The sequence below is a fragment of the Mycoavidus sp. HKI genome (assembly GCF_020023735.2).
In the GTDB taxonomy this organism is placed as follows: domain Bacteria; phylum Pseudomonadota; class Gammaproteobacteria; order Burkholderiales; family Burkholderiaceae; genus Mycoavidus.
This window is the reverse complement of the sequence record NZ_CP076444.2, coordinates 2,215,469-2,237,662: the sequence shown is the minus strand read 5'-3', so window position 1 is coordinate 2,237,662 and position 22,194 is coordinate 2,215,469. Positions and strand designations below refer to the sequence as shown.

At 50.2% G+C, this 22,194-nt stretch carries 25 protein-coding genes and 1 pseudogene; 20 read left to right on the top strand and 6 right to left on the bottom strand.

Annotated elements, in window-relative coordinates:
• The first annotated feature begins 7 nt into the window (after positions 1 to 7).
• The 10 genes from KMZ15_RS08870 (at position 8) to lipA (ending at position 8,972) form a co-directional block, all read left to right on the top strand.
• On the top strand, positions 8 to 559 hold the full coding sequence (locus KMZ15_RS08870) for a DUF4390 domain-containing protein (protein WP_223694815.1): 552 nt from the start codon (positions 8 to 10) through the stop codon (positions 557 to 559).
• A complete protein-coding gene (locus KMZ15_RS08865; RefSeq protein WP_223692812.1) occupies positions 549 to 2,948 on the top strand; it encodes a PAS domain-containing sensor histidine kinase in 2,400 nt (799 codons plus the stop codon). Before KMZ15_RS08870 ends, KMZ15_RS08865 begins: the two co-directional genes overlap by 11 nt.
• Positions 2,949 to 3,659 carry a response regulator gene (locus KMZ15_RS08860; protein ID WP_223692810.1) on the top strand — a complete coding sequence of 237 codons (711 nt, stop codon included), beginning with the start codon at positions 2,949 to 2,951 and terminating at the stop codon, positions 3,657 to 3,659. It begins immediately after the preceding gene.
• On the top strand, positions 3,659 to 3,973 hold the full coding sequence (locus KMZ15_RS08855) for a ferredoxin (RefSeq protein ID WP_223692808.1): 315 nt from the start codon (positions 3,659 to 3,661) through the stop codon (positions 3,971 to 3,973). The genes KMZ15_RS08860 and KMZ15_RS08855 overlap by 1 nt, the downstream gene beginning before the upstream one ends.
• Positions 3,974 to 4,052: 79 nt before the next feature.
• The gene (locus KMZ15_RS08850) at positions 4,053 to 4,697 is read left to right on the top strand and encodes an alpha/beta hydrolase (protein ID WP_223692805.1); all 645 of its coding nucleotides are present in this window, start codon (positions 4,053 to 4,055) and stop codon (positions 4,695 to 4,697) included.
• Between the two features lie 68 nt (positions 4,698 to 4,765).
• Positions 4,766 to 5,956, top strand: a complete 1,191-nt coding sequence (locus KMZ15_RS08845; protein ID WP_308710245.1) for a D-alanyl-D-alanine carboxypeptidase family protein — start codon at positions 4,766 to 4,768, stop codon at positions 5,954 to 5,956.
• Positions 5,957 to 5,974: 18 nt separating this feature from the next.
• Positions 5,975 to 6,913: a D-amino acid aminotransferase gene (locus tag KMZ15_RS08840; RefSeq protein ID WP_223692801.1), complete on the top strand. Its 939-nt coding sequence runs from the start codon at positions 5,975 to 5,977 to the stop codon at positions 6,911 to 6,913.
• 25 nt (positions 6,914 to 6,938) lie between these two features.
• On the top strand, positions 6,939 to 7,208 hold the full coding sequence (locus KMZ15_RS08835; RefSeq protein ID WP_223692799.1) for a DUF493 family protein: 270 nt from the start codon (positions 6,939 to 6,941) through the stop codon (positions 7,206 to 7,208).
• Between the two features lie 30 nt (positions 7,209 to 7,238).
• A complete protein-coding gene (lipB, locus tag KMZ15_RS08830) occupies positions 7,239 to 7,946 on the top strand; it encodes a lipoyl(octanoyl) transferase LipB (RefSeq protein ID WP_223692797.1) in 708 nt (235 codons plus the stop codon).
• 54 nt (positions 7,947 to 8,000) lie between these two features.
• On the top strand, positions 8,001 to 8,972 hold the full coding sequence (gene lipA, locus KMZ15_RS08825) for a lipoyl synthase (RefSeq protein WP_308710653.1): 972 nt from the start codon (positions 8,001 to 8,003) through the stop codon (positions 8,970 to 8,972).
• A gap of 240 nt (positions 8,973 to 9,212) precedes the next feature.
• On the opposite strand, the gene rsmI is transcribed toward lipA, so the two are convergent.
• A complete protein-coding gene (rsmI, locus tag KMZ15_RS08820; protein WP_223694811.1) occupies positions 9,213 to 10,130 on the bottom strand; it encodes a 16S rRNA (cytidine(1402)-2'-O)-methyltransferase in 918 nt (305 codons plus the stop codon).
• A gap of 93 nt (positions 10,131 to 10,223) precedes the next feature.
• On the opposite strand from rsmI, the gene KMZ15_RS08815 reads away from it, so the two are divergent.
• The 5 genes from KMZ15_RS08815 (at position 10,224) to dksA (ending at position 13,093) form a co-directional block, all read left to right on the top strand.
• Positions 10,224 to 10,586, top strand: coding sequence for a YraN family protein (locus KMZ15_RS08815; protein ID WP_223692795.1), 363 nt, complete (start codon positions 10,224 to 10,226; stop codon positions 10,584 to 10,586).
• Positions 10,587 to 10,732: 146 nt separating this feature from the next.
• Positions 10,733 to 11,323, top strand: coding sequence for a phosphoheptose isomerase (locus KMZ15_RS08810; RefSeq protein ID WP_223692793.1), 591 nt, complete (start codon positions 10,733 to 10,735; stop codon positions 11,321 to 11,323).
• Positions 11,324 to 11,358: 35 nt separating this feature from the next.
• The gene (locus KMZ15_RS08805; RefSeq protein ID WP_223692790.1) at positions 11,359 to 12,039 is read left to right on the top strand and encodes a BON domain-containing protein; all 681 of its coding nucleotides are present in this window, start codon (positions 11,359 to 11,361) and stop codon (positions 12,037 to 12,039) included.
• Between the two features lie 42 nt (positions 12,040 to 12,081).
• A complete protein-coding gene (locus tag KMZ15_RS08800) occupies positions 12,082 to 12,441 on the top strand; it encodes a c-type cytochrome (protein WP_223692788.1) in 360 nt (119 codons plus the stop codon).
• 232 nt (positions 12,442 to 12,673) lie between these two features.
• On the top strand, positions 12,674 to 13,093 hold the full coding sequence (gene dksA, locus KMZ15_RS08795; protein WP_223692786.1) for an RNA polymerase-binding protein DksA: 420 nt from the start codon (positions 12,674 to 12,676) through the stop codon (positions 13,091 to 13,093).
• A gap of 42 nt (positions 13,094 to 13,135) precedes the next feature.
• Here dksA and KMZ15_RS08790 read toward each other — a convergent pair whose 3' ends face one another.
• On the bottom strand, positions 13,136 to 13,279 hold the full coding sequence (locus KMZ15_RS08790) for a hypothetical protein (protein WP_223692783.1): 144 nt from the start codon (positions 13,277 to 13,279) through the stop codon (positions 13,136 to 13,138).
• Between the two features lie 45 nt (positions 13,280 to 13,324).
• Between KMZ15_RS08790 and hslV the strand changes: the two genes are divergently transcribed.
• The 5 genes and pseudogenes from hslV (at position 13,325) to KMZ15_RS08765 (ending at position 17,869) form a co-directional block, all read left to right on the top strand.
• Positions 13,325 to 13,861 (top strand): ATP-dependent protease subunit HslV, encoded by a 537-nt coding sequence (gene hslV / locus KMZ15_RS08785; protein WP_223692780.1) that lies wholly within the window; start codon positions 13,325 to 13,327, stop codon positions 13,859 to 13,861.
• 10 nt (positions 13,862 to 13,871) lie between these two features.
• A complete protein-coding gene (gene hslU, locus KMZ15_RS08780; RefSeq protein WP_223692778.1) occupies positions 13,872 to 15,251 on the top strand; it encodes an ATP-dependent protease ATPase subunit HslU in 1,380 nt (459 codons plus the stop codon).
• A 56-nt stretch (positions 15,252 to 15,307) separates the two neighbouring features.
• A complete protein-coding gene (argB, locus tag KMZ15_RS08775; RefSeq protein WP_223692775.1) occupies positions 15,308 to 16,207 on the top strand; it encodes an acetylglutamate kinase in 900 nt (299 codons plus the stop codon).
• Positions 16,208 to 16,349: 142 nt separating this feature from the next.
• Positions 16,350 to 16,515 (top strand): annotated as a pseudogene (locus tag KMZ15_RS08770) (methionine biosynthesis protein MetW); the annotation flags it as partial.
• Positions 16,516 to 16,618: 103 nt separating this feature from the next.
• Positions 16,619 to 17,869: an AmpG family muropeptide MFS transporter gene (locus KMZ15_RS08765; protein ID WP_223692773.1), complete on the top strand. Its 1,251-nt coding sequence runs from the start codon at positions 16,619 to 16,621 to the stop codon at positions 17,867 to 17,869.
• Positions 17,870 to 17,880: 11 nt separating this feature from the next.
• On the opposite strand, the gene KMZ15_RS08760 is transcribed toward KMZ15_RS08765, so the two are convergent.
• The 4 genes from KMZ15_RS08760 to gatC all read right to left on the bottom strand — a co-directional run bounded on the left by KMZ15_RS08760 (position 17,881) and on the right by gatC (position 22,120).
• On the bottom strand, positions 17,881 to 18,657 hold the full coding sequence (locus KMZ15_RS08760; protein WP_223692771.1) for an exodeoxyribonuclease III: 777 nt from the start codon (positions 18,655 to 18,657) through the stop codon (positions 17,881 to 17,883).
• A 69-nt stretch (positions 18,658 to 18,726) separates the two neighbouring features.
• Positions 18,727 to 20,223: an Asp-tRNA(Asn)/Glu-tRNA(Gln) amidotransferase subunit GatB gene (gene gatB / locus KMZ15_RS08755; RefSeq protein ID WP_223692768.1), complete on the bottom strand. Its 1,497-nt coding sequence runs from the start codon at positions 20,221 to 20,223 to the stop codon at positions 18,727 to 18,729.
• 2 nt (positions 20,224 to 20,225) lie between these two features.
• Positions 20,226 to 21,743, bottom strand: coding sequence for an Asp-tRNA(Asn)/Glu-tRNA(Gln) amidotransferase subunit GatA (gene gatA, locus KMZ15_RS08750; RefSeq protein ID WP_223692766.1), 1,518 nt, complete (start codon positions 21,741 to 21,743; stop codon positions 20,226 to 20,228).
• A gap of 77 nt (positions 21,744 to 21,820) precedes the next feature.
• Complete coding sequence (gene gatC / locus KMZ15_RS08745) at positions 21,821 to 22,120, bottom strand: Asp-tRNA(Asn)/Glu-tRNA(Gln) amidotransferase subunit GatC (RefSeq protein ID WP_223692757.1); 300 nt, start codon at positions 22,118 to 22,120, stop codon at positions 21,821 to 21,823.
• Positions 22,121 to 22,194: the final 74 nt, after the last annotated feature.

Sequence of the window (22,194 nt, the reverse complement as noted above, 5' to 3'; positions counted from 1 at the left end):
CAAGCGGATAGTTGCTATCTGGCTTATCTGGCCTGGCCTTACAGTCGCTTTCGCACAAGCGAATACGATCTATGTGCAGCGTGCCTCGCTGGAGGCCGATAGCGCCGGCTGGGCGCTTGATGCGCGTTTTGATTTTGTTTTAAGCCGTAGCCTTGAAGATGCGATCAACCGGGGAATACCGCTTTATTTCACCACTGGTTTTGAATTAACGCGAGCGCGCTGGTATTGGTTTGACGAACAAGCTGTGAGTACTTCACAAAGTATACGGCTTTCCTACCAACCCCTCACCCGCCAATATCGACTCTCAAGCGGTGGTTTGCAACTCGGTTTCCCAACGCTTTCGGATGCCCTTAAAGTCATTAAACATGTCAGTGTATGGCATACCATCGACCGTGCGGCAGTCACGCCGGGATATGTTTACACAGCATCGGTGCGCATGCAGCTCGATACTGCCCTTATGCCTAAGCCATTTCAAATTGATGCAGTGAACAATCGTGACTGGAAACTTTCTTCCGATTGGAAGCGCTTTGCTTTTGTGGTGAATCAACATGCCAAATAAGACGGCTTTCACGCGTTTTATTGTTCGCTCGTTGCTCACAACGATCGCCGTTCTAGCATTATTGCTGCTTGTATTGTTGGCGCTAGCCAGCGCCAATACGGAATTTTTTGATCGTTATTATTCGTGGTTATATGCGGCCAACGTTGCGATTGCGTTAATTTTCATGTTGATTGTCGGCGGCTTAATATGGATTATTATCGCTCGTTTACGCCAGGGTAAATTTGGTACCCGGCTGTTAGCAAAACTAGCCGTATTTTTTGCCTTGGTTGGGGTCCTGCCGGGTGGCATTATCTATTTGGTCTCGCTGCAATTTGTTTCACGCAGTATTGAATCATGGTTTGACTTAAATGTTGAAAAAGCCCTGGCTTCTGGGCTTGACCTTGGTCGGGGCTTACTCGATAACTCACTAGCGGATCTGCAAAATAGCGGCCGCTTGATCGCGAACCAACTCGCCACCGCCGATGAAGCGAATTTGACGCTGACCTTATTGCGCTTGCGTGAGCAATTTGGGGTGCACGAAGCAACGGTCGTATCTTCGGCCGGCCGTGTGGTGGCGCAAGCTTCCCCCAGCTTTACGGCCCTTGTGCCGGATGATCTGCCCACCCCTATGATGTTGCGCCAAGCGCGCACCACCGGTTATGCTGGGCTCGAGGGCGAGCTTGAAGCGGAACATACGAGTAAGCCTATTGAGAGCGAGAAAGGGGTCTTACGTTTGCGCGTAGTGGTGCGCATACCCGCGGGTTACAAAACTTTAGCGCGTCAAGACGAGCGCTTTTTGCAATTAACCCGCTCAGTCCAACCGCAATTGGCGCGTCACGCGGCGGATATTCAACGCGCTTGGCGTGATTACCAAGAAAAAGCATTGGGCCGCACCGGCTTGCGTAAAATGTACATCGGTACTCTAACGTTGGCCCTCTTTTTGGCAACTTTTATTGCCATGGTGCTCGCTCTGGGGTTGGGCAATCAACTGGCGCGCCCCCTTTTCTTGTTGGCTCAAGGCACGCTTGAAGTAGCGCGAGGCGACTATACGCAAAAACATGAAATCAACACGAATGACGAGCTTGGTTTTTTGATGCAGTCATTTAATGTGATGACCCGACAGCTATCGGAGGCGCGCGTAGCCGTTGAGCGGAATCGGATTGCCCTGGAAAATTCCAAAGCATACCTTGAAAGTGTCTTGGCGAATTTAACGGCGGGGGTCTTCGTATTTGATCGAAAATTTCGGCTCACGATTGCTAATATTGGGGCTGAGCGGATTTTCCATCAACCGTTTCAGGGGCACTTAAATTGTCTGCTTGAAGACATTGCTGTGTTGGCCGGTTTTGCTTCGATGGTACGCAAGGCTTTTGCGGTACGAGATGTTGCCCTGGCGACAGCTGAGAGTGGTGATACGGGGCATTGGCAGCAACAATTTGAAGTGCATGTCCAAGGCGAAGGGGACCCTCTCACCTTGCTGGTGCGGGGGACGCGTTTGTTGTTGCCGGCAATTGAGGCGGGTGAAGCCATGCATCCTAAAAATACGGTGATAGCGGGTTATGTGGTTGTCTTTGATGATATTTCAGATATTATTTCTGCGCAGCGTTCGGTTGCTTGGGGTGAGGTTGCGCGCCGCTTGGCGCATGAGATCAAAAACCCGCTAACGCCGATTCAACTCTCGGCCGAGCGGCTGCAAATGAAGTTAGCCGACAAGCTTGCGCCCGCTGACGCAGAGGTCTTGCGGCGAGGCTCTGTGACGATTGTTAACCAGGTTGCTGCGATGAAGCAGATGGTTGATGATTTTCGAGAATATGCGCGTATGCCGCCGACAGTTTTGCACGATCTGCAATTAAATGATTTGATCACCGAGGTCCTGGCACTTTATGGCGTTGGCGAAGATAAAAGTCCGATCCAAGTCGATTTGGCTGCGCTGCCGATGATTCGTGGCGATCCAACCCAATTGCGCCAAGTGATTCATAATTTGCTGCAAAATGCGCAAGATGCCGTGGCTGAGGTCTCTTCGCCAAGTGTGCTGATTGAGGCAAAAGCAGTAGAATACGAGCATCCAGATATGCCTGGTAAGAGCGGCTCAGCGGTGAGGTTAACCGTAACGGATAACGGCCCCGGCTTTTCGGCACGGATTCTCACGCGCGCTTTTGAACCTTACGTGACGAGCAAGGCCAAAGGTACAGGCTTAGGTCTTGCCACGGTTAAAAAAATTATTGATGAGCATGCTGCTAGCATTGATATTCGTAACCGTCCGCCGGTGGATGGGACGAGTACAGGAGTCAGCGGTGCGCAAGTTTCGATTCTTTTTCTTCAATTGGCAGATAGCGAGTTAGGGCTGCATACAGGGAAGTTAATTTCAAGCAAAATCGAGCAGATAGCGAGACAGCGGACAAAGGTAGTGTAAATGACAACCATTTTAGTGGTAGATGATGAAATGGGTATCCGAGAGCTTCTCTCGGAAATTCTGAACGATGAAGGTCATGTGGTGGATGTAGCTGAGAATGCGCAAGAGGCGCGTGCTTATTGCATGCGTCAAGTGCCGGACTTGGTTTTGCTGGATATTTGGATGCCAGATACCGATGGTATTACATTGTTAAAAGAATGGGCGGCACAGGGCCGCCTAACGATGCCGGTGATCATGATGTCTGGGCATGCAACAATTGATACAGCGGTTGAGGCCACTCGAATTGGCGCGCTTGATTTTCTTGAAAAGCCGATCGCTTTGCAAAAGTTATTACAGGCAGTGAGGCAGGGGCTGATGCGAGGAACGGAGATGAATGCGCAAGCGAATGCCCAACTCACCCTAAGGCCAATCGTCCAGCCCGAGTCAGAGTTAATGGCCTCGTCGTCAATGGGGACAGTAGCGTTGTCAATGGCCAGCCATTGCGCGGCAGACCCTACCATCGCGTCATCGAGCGAGTGCGTGACCATTTCTCTTAAACTGCCACTGCGCGACGCGCGCGATGCCTTTGAGCGCGCCTATTTTGAATACCACCTAAGGCAAGCCAATGGCAGCATGACGCGGATTGCCGAGCGGGCTGGGCTTGAACGGACCCATCTTTACCGGAAACTGAAGCAATTAGGCATAGAGTTATGTAAAAATCGAGCTGAATAATGAATCATTTTTATCAACACCATGTTTTTTTCTGCTTAAATCAGCGCGCTAACAATACCCGCGCTTCTTGCGCAAATTGCGATGCGCAGCGGATGCAGGAATACGCAAAAAAAAGAGTGCGCGAACTAGGCTTAAGTGGGCCGGCGCAGATTCGCATTAATAAAGCGGGTTGCCTTGATCGCTGCGAACAAGGTCCGGTGATAGTTGTGTATCCGCAAGGCATTTGGTATACCTATGTGGATGAGGCTGATATCGATGAAATTATTGATTCGCATCTGGTCGGCGGCAAGGTCGTTGAACGTTTGTTGATTTAGCCCGGGAATTCTCTGGGATCTTACAAAAGAGAGCGGGATAGTTTTAAGTAGTGATTAATTGAGGTATTTAAATTAAAAAATGGCGGACCCAAAAAAATATTTAATCGATGGGCCAATTGGCAAAATCGAAATAGCTGTCGATTGGCCAGCAGAGGCGATTGAACAAAATGCCCCGGCGCGTGGTATCGCCCTGATTGCGCATCCGCACCCATTACTGGGTGGCACAATGGATAATAAGGTCGCTCATACGCTCGCGCGCACGTTTATGCAGCTTGGCTACGTTGCGGTTCGCTCAAATTTTCGTGGGGTGGGTCAAACGGCAGGCGAGCATGACCAGGGTAACGGCGAGCAAGATGATTTATTGGCGGTGCTTGAGCATCTTCGGGCGCAGCCACTTTGTGCTGATAGCCCACTGGTGCTGGCGGGGTTTTCATTTGGCACCTTTGTGTTGTCGCATCTTGCACAACGTTTAGCGCAAAATAATATCAGCGTGCAGCGGCTGGTTTTTGTTGGCACAGCAGCCGGCCGTTGGGCGGTAGCACCCGTACCGGAAGATACGATTGTCATTCATGGCGAACAAGATGAGACGATTCCATTGACGGAGGTCTTTGATTGGGCGCGTCCGCAGGAATTGCCGGTGACTGTTATTCCAGGTGCGGATCATTTCTTTCATCGCAAGCTTCATCTCCTTAAGCGAATTATTGTGGAGAACTGGCGCGTATAGTAAAGTGCTGTAGCCAGCGGTTGTTGCGTATTCTCCTAGCCCTTTTCAGCCTTATTTTTATGCAAACTATGCGATTTCCGATTTCGTTCTCCTACTTGGTTCTATCCCTGTTAAGCGCTTGCTTGGCCTTAACCTCTGTTTTGGCGCAGGCGCAAGTGCCGCCGCCTACGGTGTTGGCGCGCTCATGGATATTAATGGACGCAACCAGTAATCAGGTTTTAGCTGCTAGCAATCCGGATGAGCAAGTTGAGCCTGCGTCGTTAACCAAATTAATGACGGCTTACCTGGTTTTCGAGGCGCTTAAAGATAAAAAGATTGGCATGGAGCAAAGTATCGCCCCGAGTGACGCGGTGCGACGCGTTAAACCGGATGAATCGCGGATGTTTATTCAAGCGCATAAACCGGTCACCGTTTCCGATTTGGTGCATGGGATGGTGGTGCAATCAGGCAATGATGCCGTAATTGCCTTGGCGGAGTTAATTGGCGGTAGCGAAGCCAATTTTTTGACCTTGATGAACCAGGCGGCTCAACGCTTAGGCATGAAACATACGCACTATGCCGATGTGAATGGTTTGCCTAATCCACAGCACTATACCTCCGCAAGTGATGTGGCGTTGTTATCGGCCCGCTTGATTCAAGATTTTCCAGAGTATTACCCGCTTTTTGCCCTGAAGGAATTTACCTACAATAAGATTCGTCAATTTAACCGGAACCGATTGTTATGGCTTGACTCTACGGTTGACGGCGTGAAGACAGGACACACGACCTCCGCGGGTTTTTGTCTAGCGGCATCGGCCAAGCGTCCGCTACCGCAAACGCCAGAGATAAACCGGCGCTTAGTCACGGTGATGATGGGTGAGCGCAAAGAACAAGACCGGGTGCAGGATAGCCTTAAGATGCTTAATTACGGCTATCAGGCCTATGATATGGTCCGGCTTTACCCTGGGGCGCAGCCGGTTGATACGCCGCGGCTTTTTAAAGGCGCGGCTAATACGCTCAAAGTTGGTGTAAAGTCTGATAAATTCATTACTGTACCTCGCGGTATGGGAGATAAGATTAAGCCGATTGCGCATTTAAATACACCTTTGATTGCGCCGATCGCGAATGGGCAACCGGTTGGCATGGTGAAAGTCATGGCGGATGACAAAGAAATCGCGGCCTTTCCACTGGTAGCGCTGGAAGAAGTCAAAGAAGCCGGCTTCTTTGGCCGCTGGTGGGATACTGCTTGGTTAATGTTGCTAAAAATGTGGCAGAAATAAAAAATAAGGTTGCATTGCATGAACGATTCAACAGTTTATCTAAATGGCGAATGGTTGCCTTTGTCAGAAGCGCGTATTTCGGTGCTGGACCGAGGCTTTATTTTTGGTGATGGCGTATATGAAGTCATACCCGTCTATCGAGTCTCTGATCCGGCCCTTAACGTTTGGCGGCCGTTTCGGATAGAGCAGCATCTGGCGCGGCTTGTCCGCAGCCTTGCAAAAGTCCGTATTACCGACCCGTTTAATGAGGCTGGCTGGCGCACACTGATTGAAAAGGCGATTACCCTTCATGTGAGTAGGCACACCAATGACACGAGTTGTTTGATTTATATCCAGGTAACACGTGGAATTGCAGCTCGAGCGCAGGTATTCCCAGCGCACAGTACGCCAACCGTATTGATGATGGCCAATTCATTTACACCGCCTAGTGCGCTAACGCGTGAGCAGGGCGTAGTAGCGGTGACGGCGCCAGATGCACGTTGGCTGCATTGCGATATTAAATCCACCTCGCTACTGGGCAATGTGTTAATGGCGCAATATGCGGCCGAACACAATGCGGTTGAAACTGTCCAGTTACGTAATGGAGAATTGACCGAAGGTTCATCATCTAATATTTGGGTGGTAAAAGCGGGCCGACTTTTTGCTCCTCCGTCTAATCATTTGATTTTGGAGGGGATCCGTTATCGACTGCTCGAAGAGCTGGCTGCTGAGGCGGGCATTACATTTGAAGCGCGGATCATTACTGAGGCGGAGTTGCGTGCAGCCGATGAGATTATGATGAGTTCGGCCAGCAGAGAAATTCTACCGATCACTCGGCTTGATGACTGTCCAGTGGGCAATGGTCGGCCTGGCCCTGTTTTTGCAGCGCTTTATGCAGGTTATCAGCGCATGAAAGAAAGACCGCTCTCGGCCGATGAAGGCATCAAGATTGATGCCAAACGTTTGGCCGCGCAGTAATCGCTCATGAACCAAGGATGCGTGAATGAACCCGGCGAATGAGTCATTGATCGATTTCCCGTGCGATTTCCCGATTAAAGTGCTAGGCAAAACCCAGCCAGGCTTTGCTGAAGAGATACTGCGATTGCTCAAACAGTTTGACGCTGATTTTGATGGCGCGTCTATTGAAATGCGTCCTTCGCGTAATGGCAACTACATTGGCCTGACGTGTATTGTGCATGCGCGTGATCGTAACCAGCTGGACGAGATCTATCGCGCGTTGAGCTTGCACCCGATGGTATCAGTTGTTCTTTAGTTTCAGCGGGCCGAATGCGAGGCCAAACAAATGTCGACATCTACCGATGCGTTAAAGATCTGCCTTCAATGGCGCGGCGTTGAACCGTACCAAATAAGTTTTGAGGCAATGCGCGCCTTTACTGAAACGCGCACGAGCGACACGCCAGATGAGCTTTGGTTGGTTGAGCACCCCCCCGTTTATACTTTAGGGCAAGCCGGCAAGCCCAGCCATTTACTGGTGGCTAATCCAGAGATTGAACTGGTGCAGGTTGATCGGGGCGGGCAAATTACGTATCACGGCCCCGGTCAGGTGATAGTGTATCTGTTGTGCGACCTGCGCCGTCGTCAGTTAATGGTGCGCGAATTGGTCACCTATATCGAGCAAGCGGTGATTGATACGCTGGCAGCGTATAATATCGTCGGTGAGCGTAAATCCGGCGCACCGGGTATTTACTACGCAGGATCTTCCGAACGGTATGCTGACTCATTGCATGGCGCAAAAATTGCCGCGCTCGGACTCAAAATCCGCCGAGGGTGTAGTTACCACGGCGTGAGTTTAAACGTAAAGATGGATTTACAACCCTTTAATGACATTAATCCTTGCGGTTACGCAGGTTTGAAAATTGTCGATATGGCTAGCTTAGGCGTCGTTGCCGAATGGCGCGAAGTTGCACAGACGCTTGCTAACCAGTTAACCCACCATATTGCCGCGCACAACCCGGCGAGCCCCTCCGCCAATGCCAATTGTGCTGCTTGATAGGACAATCGTATGACAACAGAAACACCGGTGAGCCGATTGACGGCTTCGCCCATGATCGAAAACGCACCGCCATTTTATAATCCTGCTATTAAGCAAAAATCCCAAGCTAAAACGGCGCGTATCCCGATTAAAATCGTGCCTGCCGAGAAATTAAAAAAACCGGACTGGATTCGCGTGAAAGCCGCCACCGGCAGTTCAAACACGCGCTTTTACGAGATTAAGCAAATTCTGCGCGAGCACCAGTTGCACACCGTTTGCGAAGAGGCGAGCTGCCCAAATATTGGCGAATGCTTTGGTAAGGGTACGGCGACCTTTATGATCATGGGCGATAAATGCACGCGGCGTTGTCCATTTTGCGATGTGGGTCATGGTCGCCCCGATCCGCTTGATCAAAATGAACCAGAGAATCTGGCAAAGACGATCGCTGCATTAAAACTTAAATACGTCGTGATTACGAGTGTTGATCGTGATGATTTACGTGATGGTGGAGCGGCCCATTTTGTTGCATGTATTGAGCGGGTACGAGCGCTCTCCCCGCAAACGCGCATCGAAATTCTGACGCCAGATTTTAGAGGCCGGCTGGATCGTGCGCTTTCCATCCTAAATGCAGCGCCGCCTGATGTGATGAATCACAATCTTGAAACCGTGCCACGTCTGTATAAAGAGGCTCGGCCTGGCTCTGATTATCAACATTCGCTGAATCTGCTAAAAGAATTTAAAGCTGTGCATCCCAATACTCCGACTAAATCTGGGCTGATGGTTGGGCTCGGGGAGCGTGAAGAAGAGATCTTGCAGGTTATGCGGGATTTGCGTGCACATAATGTAGATATGTTGACGCTTGGTCAGTATTTGCAGCCTTCGGAGCATCATCTGCCGGTACGTGATTATATTCATCCTGATACGTTCAAGATGTATGAGGAAGAGGCGTACAAAATGGGCTTTACGCATGCTGCGGTGGGAGCGATGGTGCGTTCAAGTTACCATGCGGATGAGCAGGCGCATAGCGCGGGCGTGATGAATTGACGGTTTTAGCGGTAAATGCGTGGCGGAAAATCACTCATTTGCAGAAGCTACTAGAGCGGGGCGACCTATGTGTGCAGAGATAAAGAAATTCCGATTGACTCGATACGGCTCAGCGCTTTTTGTCGCTATTTTGCTGGCGAGTTGCGCAACAACCTCCAACTCAGGTGAGTATGTGAGCCCCACTCTGGCGGATATCAGTCATAGCCAAAATCCAATGCAGAAATTAAGCGGCTCATATGCTTAACTGTTTTCGTCTCGGCTTTTCGCTTGTAAATCGAGTGCTCGTGCGTAAAGGGAGTCACGCGAGACGTGCGTGAGCGTGGCTGCAAGCCTTGCTGCGGTGCTAACCGGCAGATGTGTTAACAGCAACTGTAACAGTTCATCGTGTTGGCTCGCATCGCTTTCCTGAACGAGGTCTGCGCCTTCTACGACTAATACAAATTCTCCGCGCTGCCGGTTGCTGTCTTCCTGTAGCCAGATTAGCCCTTCGGCTAGAGTGCCGCGGTACAAATTTTCGTGTAACTTTGTTATTTCGCGGGCAATGAATAGCTGTCGTTCGCTACCAAGTACCGTCGAAAGCGCACTGACTGTTTCTAAGATGCGATGCGGTGTTTCGTAAAAGACCATCGCATAAGGATGTTGAACAAGTGAGCGGAGTTGTGCTGCACGTTGTTTTGGCTTAGCAGGAAGAAAGCCAATAAAAGTGAAGGTTCCGGCTGCATTAGAAGCGCCGTGGCTGAAGCCTTCACCCGTAACGCTAAGGGCCGCCGCGAGGGCATTGCAGCCAGGAATGGGTATCGTGGCAAAGCCCGCTGCGCGAACCGCATCCACTATTTTTGCGCCTGGGTCGCTAATGCCGGGGGTGCCGGCATCGGACATATAAGCAACTCGTTCACCTGCGCGCAGGTGCTCCACAATCCGTGCAGCGGATTCATGCTCATTATGCTGGTGCGCGGCCAGTAGCGGTTTGCTGATGCCATAACGAGCAAGCAATTGCGTGCTGTTACGCGTATCTTCTGCGGCTATGCGATCAACCAGCTTGAGCACATGGAGCGCACGTAATGTAATGTCAGCGGTATTGCCGATGGGGGTGGCAACGACATATAACGCTGCGGCCGGATAAGTCTGATGCTGGGCGAGTGAAAGTAAATCAATCAATTCATGTCCTGAGTATAAAGCGGGGTATTGCGATGCTAGCCATTGTGCCATGCAATCACCTATTGACTGTGAGTAAAGGGTGGTGTCACAGCTATGTTTAAAACCACAAGAATGTTTGGCGCTGCGTTTGAAACGCGTGCATTAGAATATTTGCAGCAACGTGGCATGACGCTGGTGGCGCGCAATGTGACTTATCGCAGAGGTGAAATTGACCTGATTATGCGCGATGCCGAGAGTGTGCTTGTATTTGTTGAAGTCCGCGCCCGCGCCAGTATGCGTTTTGGTGGGGCATTAGCCAGTATTGACGCAACTAAATGTGCACGCCTGCGATTAGCCGCGCGTTACTATCTTGCTAAATGGCACGGTGAATTGCCTGTGTGCCGTTTCGATGCCGTCATATTTGACGGTGAGCAGATTACTTGGTTGACGAATATATTGGGTGCCGATCGTGATTGAGGTGAGCGCGTGCTATAAAGATCTTGGCTAAAGATTTAGGACTTAGTTTAAAGAAATTGTCTGCTATTGTTTGCCAAGGCTGTGAGCAAATACGATAGAATCGATTGTAATGTTTTAATTATGGCCCATTGCCAACGGAAAATTCGATGTTGATTGAGAGAATTGAGCAGCACTTTCAAGATAGCGCGTCTACTAAGCTCGCCGCGCTTGAAGTGCTTGCGGCGCCAATTGCTGCTGCCATTGATACGGTCTTTGCGGCGTTTGCCAACGGTGGTAAAGTGCTGATATGTGGTAATGGCGGTTCAGCTGCGGATGCGCAACATCTGGCGGCTGAGTTGATCGGTCGTTTTGAACAAGAGCGGCCAGCTCTGCCAGCGATTGCTTTGACCACCGACTCATCTGTGTTAACCGCGATTGGCAATGATTATAGCTTTGCGCAAATCTTTGCCAGGCAAGTCTCCGGGCTGGGTCAGCCAGGTGATATATTGATTGCAATCTCTACTTCTGGTAACTCAGAGAACGTATTGGCTGCGATTGAAAGTGCACATGAACGAGAAATGCTCGTGATTGCATTAACGGGGAAAGGGGGCGGGCGTATAAAGGATGCCTTGCACGAGATAGATTTACATATCTGTGCGCCTAGCGAGCGTACAGCACGGATACAAGAAGTTCATTCGCTGACGGTGCATTGTCTATGTGATGGCATTGATGCAATGCTACTCGGCGATAGGTCGTAGTCGTATCTTCATCACGTTAACCAAAGGAGTTTGGCATGATTTCAATGCAAATAAGCAAAACAGTTGGCCGCGCTATATTAGCTTTTGGTTTACTCTCTTCATTGCAGGGATGTCCGCTATTGGTAGCGGGCGCCACCGGCGGTGGTGCGTTAGTTGCGGCGGACCGCCGTACACTCGGCGCACAGACCGAAGATCGAGAGATTCAAGTCAAAGCGGCGACCCTTCTCAAACGTGATCTAGCTGATGAGGCGCATGTTAGTACCACGGTATTTAACCGGCGTGTGTTGTTAACCGGTGAGGTGCCAAATCTAGTGGTCAAGCTGAAAGCTGAAACTATCGTGCGCACTGTTGCCAATGTGCAAGAGGTTGTCAACGAGCTTGTCATTCAGGGCGCAAGTTCCTTTGGCTCGCGTTCAAATGACTCGTACCTGACGGCCAAAGTCAAAGCATCGCATGTCCATGCGCCTGACATCTCCGCGGCTTTTATAAAAGTGGTAACCGAGCGCGGCATCGTGTATCTGATGGGCTTAGTGACAAAAAGCGAGGGCGATCGTGCAGCTGAACTCGCCGGCCGTGTACCTGGTGTGTTGCAAGTCGTCAAAGCGTTCCAATATATTTCTGAACCAGAGGCTAAAAAACTGTCGCTTGGCACGCCACCGCAGCCTGGTCACGCACCTGCCACTGTAAATAAACAATTGCTTACGCCGTCGCATTAAACGTAAGCAACGCTCATTTCAAACGAAGTGTTTACCGACAATTTGGATAAAATTCTGCGCCAAATCATACGCAAGTCGGTTATTTTTCTAGGTATTGCTGCATGCGTTGTGAATAGTCTCGCGGCGCATGCAGTCGATGCAGTTCATGCGCAGTTATTATCTCGGCGCAATGCATGCATCAGCTGCCATACGGCTGACCAGAAACGAATCGGTCCTTCTTATCGGGACGTCGCGGCTAGGTACAGGGATAAGCCTGATGCCTTGGCAAAACTAGTCGAAAAAATAAAAAAAGGGGGAGGGGGAGCATGGGGGGCCGTTCCAATGCCATCACATCCTCGTTTAAGCGAAGTTGATGCACAAACGATTGTGGTGTGGGTGTTGGCGGGCGCGCCGTCCGAATAAATCAACGAGGCGAGAGAGCTTTGTCAATCTGTATAGCTGAATTTTCTAGGTCAAAGGCGGTTTGCATTTGGGCGTCAGTTTGGGAAAAGTTGAGGTAAAATGACAACCGCCTTATCGCAAGGCCTGCTGCGCAACACGTGTCACTCTGCCGAAAGACTGCCGCAGTCTACCTGTTTTGTACATGGCGCCGGGCTATGATCCACACCGTATTACTATCGAAAGCATCCGCTAAATGAGCACGAAAAAATCTTTGACTGAAGCTGAAATCCTAAAGATGGGCGAAAAGGATTATATGAACGACGAGCAGCGCGATTTTTTCAAGCGCAAGCTCGAACAGTTGCAAGCAGAGCTTTTGCATAACGCCGGTCAAACTACCGAGCATTTGCGTGAAACGGTGGTTGTACCCGATCCGGCTGATCGCGCTACCATTGAAGAGGAGCATGCACTGGAATTGCGTACTCGCGATCGAGAAAGAAAATTACTCAAAAAAATTCTGCAATCACTCGCACGGATTGAGTCGGGCGAATATGGTTGGTGTGAGGAAACGGGCGAACCGATTGGTCTTGCGCGCTTACTTGCTCGGCCTACTGCTACATTGTCGCTCGAGGCGCAAGAGCGTCGGGAGTTGCGCCAAAAGCTCTTTGGCGATTGATTAGAGCCAGAACACGCCGTGTTTTGCTTTTAGGCCCAAGCATTAATTAAATACCCATAACGTATCGAAAAGTGTTTTGCGTTGCCCTTGATAATCGGGGCGGCGCCCTAAAATAATGGCATTCACGCTTAAGGTTAGCTCGCTCGGCCCCCGTTGTTGTTTTGCTATGTGTCTGTTCTCAGCCATGAGATGCAGTCAGTTGAGGGCGTAGCGTTTTCAGAAGGAATCTATATGGAACAGTATCACGGCACCACCATTGTTTCGGTGCGACGCGGCAAGCACGTAGCTGTCGGCGGAGATGGTCAGGTTACCTTGGGCAATGTCGTTATGAAAGGCAGTGCAAGAAAAATTCGCCGCATTCATGACAATAAAGTACTGGTCGGCTTTGCGGGCGGCACGGCTGACGCATTCTCCTTGCTGGACCGCTTTGAAGGGAAACTTGAGAAGTATCAAGGCAATTTAATGCGCGCCGCTGTTGAGCTTGCTAAAGATTGGCGTACCGATCGGATGTTGCGTCGCTTAGAAGCGATGATGATCGCAGCTGATGCGGAAACAACGCTGGTCTTAACCGGTAACGGTGATGTGCTTGATCCTGAGAGCGGTATCTGTGCGATTGGTTCGGGGGGGACTTACGCGCAGGCAGCAGCCCGCGCGCTGGTGCAAAATACCGAACTAGCGCCGCGCGAGATCGTTGAAAAGTCACTTGGCATTGCTGGCGATCTCTGCATTTATACTAACCACAATTTTGTTATCGAGACCCTCGACTGAGCACTCTGATATGAGCAATATGACCCCCGCCGAAATCGTCTCGGAACTGAACAAGCATATTATTGGCCAGGATAAAGCCAAGCGCGCGGTAGCCGTTGCGCTACGCAACCGTTGGCGCCGGCAGCAAGTGGCAGAGCCATTGCGCCAGGAAATTACCCCTAAAAACATTTTGATGATTGGCCCAACTGGCGTAGGCAAGACCGAAATCGCTCGCCGTCTGGCGAAGTTAGCGGAGGCGCCTTTTATCAAAATTGAAGTCACTAAATTCACTGAAGTGGGCTATGTCGGCCGCGATGTTGATAGCATTGTGCGTGATTTGATCGAGATTGCCGTTAAGCAAACGCGCGAATCTGAAATGCGTAAGGTGCTTACTAAAGCAGAGGATTTTGCTGAGGAGCGAGTTCTCGATATCTTATTGCCGACGCCACGTTCGTTAGCGGCCAACGCATCGCCTGACGCGGTAGAGCCAGAACATCAAGAGGCGGACGACAAAGCCGACAATGATAAAAAAAATAATGCAACGCGCCTAACCTTTCGTAAGCGTTTGCGCGAAGGCAAACTCGATGATAAAGAGATTGAACTCGATTTAGAGTCGGCGGCCACCACGATGGATATTATGGGGCCGGCCGGGATGGAAGAAATGACGGAGCAAATTCGCAGTATGCTCTCGAGTATGGGGAGTGGGCGTAAAACGCGACGCAAGGTTAGCATTAAAGAAGCGATGAAGCTTTTGACCGATGAAGAAGCGGCGAAGATGCTGAATGACGACGAGGTCAAATCAAAAGCCGTGCAGAGCGTTGAGCAAAACGGCATTGTATTTCTCGATGAAATCGACAAAATCGCTTCGCGCAGTGAAGCCAGCGGAGCCGAAGTATCGCGCCAGGGGGTGCAGCGTGATTTATTGCCACTGGTTGAAGGTACAGCCGTGAGCACTAAATATGGCATGGTTAAAACAGATCATATTTTGTTTATCGCATGTGGCGCTTTCCATCTATCTAAACCGAGTGATTTAATTCCTGAGTTACAAGGGCGTTTTCCAATTCGGGTTGAGCTCGACTCACTCTCCGTTGAAGATTTTGAAGCTATTTTGAGTGGCACTGACGCAAGTTTAGTGAAGCAATATGAAGCGCTTTTAGGGACGGATGGCGTAAAGCTGGATTTTGTTAAAGATGGCATTCGTCGCTTGGCGGAAATTGCCTTTTTAGTGAATGAAAAAACCGAGAATATTGGTGCGCGCCGGCTTTATACCGTGATTGAAAAATTGCTGGAAGAAATTGCCTTCGTGGCGGGCAGCCAAGGCAAGCAACAGGTGAAAATTGATGCGGCTTATGTGGATGCAGCACTCAACGATGTTGCTAAAAACGAAGATTTATCGCGTTATATTTTGTAAGCGTATTGATTGGCGTTTATGCACCTTACAACACTTACTGCTGAGTTATTGCTGCTATGTCCAAACAACTTGATTTATCGTTAATAGCGAGTGAATTAAAGGCTCATATTCTCGCGGAAGCGCTGCCTCATATTCAACGCTATCACAGTAAAACTGTGGTCATCAAATATGGTGGTAACGCGATGACTGAACAGCATCTCAAGCAAGGCTTTGCGCGCGATGCGGTATTGCTCAAGCTGCTCGGCATTAATTTAGTCTTGGTCCATGGCGGTGGGCCGCAAATCGATCGAGCTTTGCAAAGAGTGGGTAAGCAGCGCGCCTTTCTACAAGGCATGCGTGTCACCGATGCAGAAACGATGAGTATCGTCGAATGGGTCTTGGCCGGCGAAATTCAACAAGAAATTGTCTCGCTAATTAACCATTATGGCGGCCAGGCGGTCGGCTTGACCGGCAAAGACGGTGGTTTGATTCGGGCGCGCCGGATGCAGGTGCCAGATCGGGAACGCGTGGGCGAATTTCTGGATATTGGCCAAGTGGGCGAGGTTGAGACAATTAATCCGGCCGTCGTTAAGGCTTTGCAACGTGGTTCTTTCATTCCAGTAATTTCGCCGATCGGCTTTGACGGTGATGGTGTTTCTTATAATTTAAATGCAGATTGGGTCGCGGGCAAACTGGCCACCATACTCAATGCGGAAAAATTATTGATCATGACAAATATTGCTGGTGTGATGGATAAAGAAGGCACGCTGCTGACCGATTTAAGCACCTCCCAAATTGACGCGCTATTTGCAGATGGCACCATCTCTGGCGGGATGCTGCCTAAAATCAATGCTGCCCTTGATGCGGCCAAAAGCGGTGTGCCGTCGGTGCATATTATGGATGGCCGCATCGAGCATTCGCTACTGCTTGAAATATTGACTGAGCAATCGCTTGGCACGGTGATTCGCTCGCATTAATTGCTGCAGCTAACCTGCTCAAGCGCACTGGCTTGGTGTAACCTCACTACATTAGGCGGCCTATCTCAGTTAGCATGACATCATCGGTTGGTATTGTCACAGCCAAACTATTCACTGTACAACGAAAATTTTGTCAGAGACTGTGCTGGGTGGCCGCCTGCCGGTATCAGCGTCTTTGCCCTATCAGTGGCGCAACACTCCGAATGTCCGAAGATTGACCGTGCGTGATTTTGAAGCGCATGCGTATGCGGCGGGCATTGAAATTATTGACCGCATAGTTTTGCCTCGGGGGGGCGGTTGTGCGTTGAGAACCAAATTGGCGTGGTAGTCTTGTGGTTTGTCGTGTCAAACGATATGGCTAGCAGGCTCATCTAGCACGCTAGGAATCGCAAACTGATATAGGTTCTTTATATGAAGCTTAAGCACGGCTGGGGCGTATATTTCAACACGCGCATGCTGATTTGCTTTTTTTTAGGCTTCACGTCGGGTTTACCGCTCTTCGTTTTGCTTAATTTGGTGCAAGCATGGCTGCGTTCTGAAAAAATCGATCTGGAGTCAATTGGGCTGTTTGCATTGATCCAATTTCCGTACACCTGGAAATTTATCTGGGCGCCGATGATGGATCGCTTTATCCCCAAGCTGCCCGGCGTGCCGTTAGGGCGAAGGCGTGCGTGGATGCTCTGCACGCAATTATTGGTGGCTGGCACCATCGCTGCGCTGGGTTTTGTTTCGCCTCATGATACGTTGTGGGCGGTTGCTGCACTGGCTGCAGCACTCGCATTTTTTAGTGCGAGCCTAGATATTGTGCTGGATGCTTATCGCCGGGAACTGTTAAATGATCAGGAACAAGGGCTTGGCACCGCGATTTATGTCAATGCTTATAAAATTGCCGGTTTGGTACCCGGCGCATTAGCATTGATTTTGGCAGACCTCCTTCAATGGTCGGAAGTTTTTGTGATTACGGCGGCTTTTATGTTGCCAGGCATTATCTTGACCTGTATCGTGCGCGAACCCAATGTGCACATCATGCCCCCCAAAACATTGCGAGATGCCGTCGTACTACCCTTGCAAGAATTCATGATGCGTAATGGTTGGCGGCATGCTGTACTGGTTCTGGCTTTTATGTTTTTGTACAAGCTGGGCGATAGTATGGCGACTTCGCTGGCCACGGCTTTTTATCTGGATCTGGGGTTCACTAAAACCGAGATCGGGATGATCGCCAAAACGGTTGGACTTTGGGCGAGTATTGGCGGCGGCATTGTTGGTGGCGTGTCGCTGCTGAAACTTGGCATCGCACGTGGCTTATGGTTGTTTGGTGTGGCGCAAATGGTGGCCATTTTAAGCTTTGCTTGGCTTGCGCATATGGGGCCGGTGGAGTTTTGGCTGGCGATGGTGATTGCTTGTGAGATGTTTGCTACCGGGCTTGGTACAGCCGCATTTATTGCCTATATCGCGCAGACTACGAATCCACGTTACTCGGCGACTCAATTTGCCCTCTTTACCAGCTTGTCCGCTGTGCCGCGCACCTTTGCTAATGCAGGTGCTGGCTATATCGTTGAGCAGGTCGGCTGGTTTGAATTCTTCTTTGTATGTACCGCGCTGGCCCTGCCAGGCATGTTATTGTTGCCTTGGATTGCGCCTTGGAAAACTCGGCAGACCTAAAAAATGCGATCCTATTTCAATGTATACGCATAATCGATGGTCAACGGCGCATGATCGCTGAACTTGATCTCTTTAAAGATTGAAGTGTTGATTGCCTGTGCGGCAATCGCCGGCGTTGCAAGCTGATAATCAATGCGCCACCCGACATTTTTTGCATAGGCTTGTCCTCGGTTGCTCCACCAAGTGTATTGATCAGCACGTGGATCAAGTTTACGAAAAACATCCACATACCCTACTTCATCAAAAAGCTTGGTAAGCCAGGTGCGCTCTTCTGGCAAAAAACCGGAATTTTTTAGATTGCCCTTCCAGTTTTTAATATCCATTTCCGTATGTGCAATATTGATATCGCCGCATAAAATGACTTCGCGTTGCTGCTTTAATTCAATCAAATGCGGCATAAAAGCGTCCATGAAGCGGAATTTTGCTTGTTGCCGCTCATCCGAACTGGAGCCAGAGGGCATATAGACGGACACGACCGATAGCGTGCCGTAACGAATCTCAACATAACGCCCTTCAGCATCGAATTCAGGGTTGCCAAAGCCGATAATGCAGTCATCGGGTTCGTGTCGCATATAGAGACCCGCTCCGCTGTAGCCTTTTTTAATGGCATGCTGAAAACAGCTGTGATAACCATGCGGTGCTAGAAAATCAGGTGTCATATCGTCTTGTTGCGCCTTTAACTCTTGCACGCAGACAATATCGGCTTGTTGTTTGCCGAACCAGTCAAAAAAGCCTTTTTTTGCCGCTGAACGGATGCCGTTCAGGTTGGCACTAATGATGCGTAACATTTGAGTTAAATCACGATCCTATTTTTTAGAATATCCATAAACTAGCCGATGCTTCCTATCGGGAAATGATCAAGCTAGTTTTCGCTTTAAAATCTCATTGACCTGTTGCGGGTTGGCTTTACCGCGGGTGGCTTTCATCGCTTGGCCGATCAGCGCATTAAACGCCTTTTCTTTACCCGCACGGAACTCCTCGACGGATTTTGGATGGGCGGTGAGCACCGCCTCTATGATTGCGTCGAGCTCGCTCGTATCGGAGATTTGTTGCAATCCTTTGGCTTCGATGATGCGGTCTGCTGCCTGCTCATCATTAGATTTCTCATCCCAGATCGCTTGAAATACTTCTTTGGCAAGTTTGTTTGAAAGTGTGCCATCGGCAATGCGCACGAGTAGCCGCGCGAGTTGCTTAGCGGAGACCGGGCAAGCGCTGATTTCAATGCTGTCACGGTTGAGCTGTGAACTAAGTTCACCCATCACCCAGTTGGCCGCGGCTTTGGCTAAATTTGGATCAATCGCTTGGTTTTTTTGCAGTGCGCTGATTTGTGTAACGACGCCCTCGTAATAGGCTGCCAGCGCTTTTGACGAAGTCAACACAGCGGCATCATAGGGGCTAAGCCCATATTGCTCAATTAAGCGTATTTGCATGGCGGCAGGTAGTTCTGGCAAGGTGCTGCGCACGCGTTCGATCCACGCGGAATCAATCACCAACGGCATCAAATCTGGGTCAGGAAAATAGCGGTAATCATGCGCATCTTCTTTACTGCGCATCGGGCGTGTCTCGCGCCGTTCGGGATCATATAAACGTGTTTCCTGTTTAACCGTCCCGCCATCTTCAAGCAACTCAATTTGACGTTGTATCTCGTAATTAATCGCCTCTTCCAAAAAGCGGAAAGAATTGAGATTTTTGATTTCAGTGCGGGTGCCAAGCTCTGCTTGGTTGATTGGACGCACGGATACATTGGCATCGCAGCGGAATGACCCTTCTTGCATATTGCCATCGCAAATACCAAGCCATACCACCAACGTATGCAAGGTTTTGGCATAGGCCAGCGCTTCGGCGGCGCTGTGCATATCGGGCTCGGTCACAATTTCTAGTAAGGGCGTGCCAGCGCGATTTAAATCAATGCCGGTCATCTCAGAAAAATCTTCATGCAATGATTTGCCGGCATCTTCTTCAAGATGCGCGCGGGTGAGGTGGATGGTTTTTTGGTAGGCGGCTTGTTTGGTTTTTTCGTGCGCCGGGACATGGATTGTCAAGGTGCCGCCTTGTACGACAGGAAGCTTGCACTGGCTGATTTGATAGCCTTTAGGTAGATCTGGATAAAAATAATGCTTGCGTTCAAAAACACTGCGCGGCGTGATGGTGGCGCCAATCGTCAGACCAAAACGAATCGCGAGCTCAGCTGCGGTCCGATTCATGACGGGTAAAACGCCTGGTAGCGCAAGATCTACTACACTGGCCTGCGTATTGGGGGGCGTCCCAAACTGCGTTGAAGCGCCGGAGAAAATTTTCGAAACACAAGTGAGTTGTGCGTGTGTTTCAAGGCCGATAGTGGCTTCCCATTGCATACTTAAACTCCCGCTGGCATACGGGTATGCCAATCTGTCACTTGTTGAAAAGCGTGCGCAATTTGCAGCATGCGCGCTTCGCTAAAATAGTTGCCAATGATTTGTAGGCCAACCGGCCTTAAAGGGGTATCCCCACTGCCAAAACCACAAGGTACGCTCATGCCAGGTAGGCCCGCTAAACTGATAGATAGAGTGTAAATATCTGCTAGGTACATGCGCAGAGGATCATCGGTTTTTTCACCTAGGTTCCAGGCGACAGTCGGTGACACAGGCCCCATCATAACGTCGCATTGAGCAAAGCTTTGCTGGAAATCCTGGGCGATGATGCGGCGAATTTTCTGTGCTTGAACATAATATGCATCGTAATAGCCATGCGACAGCACGTAACTACCCATCAGAATGCGCCGTTTAACTTCTGCCCCGAACCCTTCAGTACGCGTTTTTTGGTACAAATCGGCAAGGTCGCGATAGTGTGCCGCACGGTGTCCGTAGCGCACGCCATCAAAGCGCGACAAATTAGAGGACGCTTCAGCTGAGGCCAGCACGTAGTACACCGGAATGGAGAGCTCGGTCTTAGGCAATGAAATTTCAATCAGCGTCGCCCCTAATGATTCATATACCTTAAGCGCAGCTTCAATCGCCGTGCGTACATCAGCGGCTAAACCGGCGCCAAAATATTCTTTGGGTAAACCGATGCGTAGACCTTTTAAATTAGGCTGCTCTTGTCGAGTTGGCGTTGGCTGACTGGCATGGACCTGAGCGCTCCATGAGTGTCCGAGGTAGCGGCTGAAATCTTCGGTCTCACGCTCAAGGCTGGTTGAGTCGCGTGGATCAAAGCCTGCCAAGGCATTGAGAAGAAGCGCGCAATCTGCTGCGCTGACCGCGATTGGACCCGCTTGATCAAGTGACGAGGCAAACGCAATCATGCCGTGTCGTGAAACGCGGCCATAGGTTGGTTTAATGCCCGTCACGCCAGTGAACGCGGCGGGCTGGCGAATCGAACCGCCGGTATCGCTGCCGGTGGCCGCACTCACTAACCGAGCCGCGACGGCGGCGGCCGAGCCGCCTGATGAGCCGCCTGGCACCGCGCTAAGATCCCATGGATTTTGGGTCGAACCAAAAAAGGAGTTTTCAGTGGAAGACCCCATGGCGAATTCATCCATATTGGTTTTGCCAACGCAAACCATACCGGCATTGGCTAACCGCTCAACTACGGCGGCCTCAAACGGGCTCTTATAGTGAGCGAGCATTTTTGAGCCAGCGGTAGATTTCCAGTGGCGGGTCACAAAGACATCTTTATGGGCGATCGGAATGCCGGTTAAAGGTCCTGCGTGTCCGTTGGCAATCGCTATATCGGCTTGCGCTGCAGATGCGAGCGTGCACTCCGGGTTAATGTCAAGAAAGGCATTCAGCGCACTGGCAGCTTTAATGCGTGCTAGAAAGTGCTGCGCGAGTTCGACCGCTGACACGGCTTTGGTATCAAGCGCTAGGCGCAGCTCAGTTAAATTCTTTTGATGCATCGTGCGGTTTTCCGAAAAAAGCAAACGCAGTGAATAAAGAGATGAAATAACGTCATCGTTTTTAGGCTGGGTGGCGGCTATTCGATCACTTTGGGTACTAGGTAAAGGCCGTCTTGTATGGCGGGCGCATTGCGCTGATATTCATCGCGGGCCGGGGTTTCAGTCACCGCATCATCACGCAAGCGCAAGCGCGCTTCTTGAATTTGTTCAATTGGATGAGCCAGGGGTTCGACCCCGGTTGTGTCGACCAACTGCATTTGAGCGACCAGATCAAAAAAATGGTTAAGCTCAGTCAGCGTGTGCTCATCCTCGCCAGCAGCTAGCTCCAGCCGGGCAAGCTGAGCGATTTTTTTTACATCAGTTAAGGTCAAAGCCATAAAAATAACGAAAAAGAAGTGGATTAACCGGAAAAACTAAATAGAAAATCGAAGTTTTGTGGAAAATCAATTTG

What these genes read in the sequence shown, in the direction of transcription:
- KMZ15_RS08865 (WP_223692812.1), top strand. Translation starts at nt 549, where the DNA reads ATGCCAAATAAGACGGCTTTCACGCGTTTTATTGTTCGCTCGTTGCTC.
- KMZ15_RS08860 (WP_223692810.1), top strand. Translation starts at nt 2,949, where the DNA reads ATGACAACCATTTTAGTGGTAGATGATGAAATGGGTATCCGAGAGCTT.
- KMZ15_RS08855 (WP_223692808.1), top strand. Translation starts at nt 3,659, where the DNA reads ATGAATCATTTTTATCAACACCATGTTTTTTTCTGCTTAAATCAGCGC.
- KMZ15_RS08850 (WP_223692805.1), top strand. Translation starts at nt 4,053, where the DNA reads ATGGCGGACCCAAAAAAATATTTAATCGATGGGCCAATTGGCAAAATC.
- KMZ15_RS08845 (WP_308710245.1), top strand. Translation starts at nt 4,766, where the DNA reads ATGCGATTTCCGATTTCGTTCTCCTACTTGGTTCTATCCCTGTTAAGC.
- KMZ15_RS08840 (WP_223692801.1), top strand. Translation starts at nt 5,975, where the DNA reads ATGAACGATTCAACAGTTTATCTAAATGGCGAATGGTTGCCTTTGTCA.
- KMZ15_RS08835 (WP_223692799.1), top strand. Translation starts at nt 6,939, where the DNA reads ATGAACCCGGCGAATGAGTCATTGATCGATTTCCCGTGCGATTTCCCG.
- lipB (WP_223692797.1), top strand. Translation starts at nt 7,239, where the DNA reads ATGTCGACATCTACCGATGCGTTAAAGATCTGCCTTCAATGGCGCGGC.
- lipA (WP_308710653.1), top strand. Translation starts at nt 8,001, where the DNA reads ATGATCGAAAACGCACCGCCATTTTATAATCCTGCTATTAAGCAAAAA.
- KMZ15_RS08815 (WP_223692795.1), top strand. Translation starts at nt 10,224, where the DNA reads ATGTTTAAAACCACAAGAATGTTTGGCGCTGCGTTTGAAACGCGTGCA.
- KMZ15_RS08810 (WP_223692793.1), top strand. Translation starts at nt 10,733, where the DNA reads ATGTTGATTGAGAGAATTGAGCAGCACTTTCAAGATAGCGCGTCTACT.
- KMZ15_RS08805 (WP_223692790.1), top strand. Translation starts at nt 11,359, where the DNA reads ATGATTTCAATGCAAATAAGCAAAACAGTTGGCCGCGCTATATTAGCT.
- dksA (WP_223692786.1), top strand. Translation starts at nt 12,674, where the DNA reads ATGAGCACGAAAAAATCTTTGACTGAAGCTGAAATCCTAAAGATGGGC.
- KMZ15_RS08790 (WP_223692783.1), bottom strand. Translation starts at nt 13,279, where the DNA reads ATGGCTGAGAACAGACACATAGCAAAACAACAACGGGGGCCGAGCGAG.
- hslV (WP_223692780.1), top strand. Translation starts at nt 13,325, where the DNA reads ATGGAACAGTATCACGGCACCACCATTGTTTCGGTGCGACGCGGCAAG.
- hslU (WP_223692778.1), top strand. Translation starts at nt 13,872, where the DNA reads ATGAGCAATATGACCCCCGCCGAAATCGTCTCGGAACTGAACAAGCAT.
- argB (WP_223692775.1), top strand. Translation starts at nt 15,308, where the DNA reads ATGTCCAAACAACTTGATTTATCGTTAATAGCGAGTGAATTAAAGGCT.
- KMZ15_RS08765 (WP_223692773.1), top strand. Translation starts at nt 16,619, where the DNA reads ATGAAGCTTAAGCACGGCTGGGGCGTATATTTCAACACGCGCATGCTG.
- KMZ15_RS08760 (WP_223692771.1), bottom strand. Translation starts at nt 18,657, where the DNA reads ATGTTACGCATCATTAGTGCCAACCTGAACGGCATCCGTTCAGCGGCA.
- gatB (WP_223692768.1), bottom strand. Translation starts at nt 20,223, where the DNA reads ATGCAATGGGAAGCCACTATCGGCCTTGAAACACACGCACAACTCACT.
- gatA (WP_223692766.1), bottom strand. Translation starts at nt 21,743, where the DNA reads ATGCATCAAAAGAATTTAACTGAGCTGCGCCTAGCGCTTGATACCAAA.
- gatC (WP_223692757.1), bottom strand. Translation starts at nt 22,120, where the DNA reads ATGGCTTTGACCTTAACTGATGTAAAAAAAATCGCTCAGCTTGCCCGG.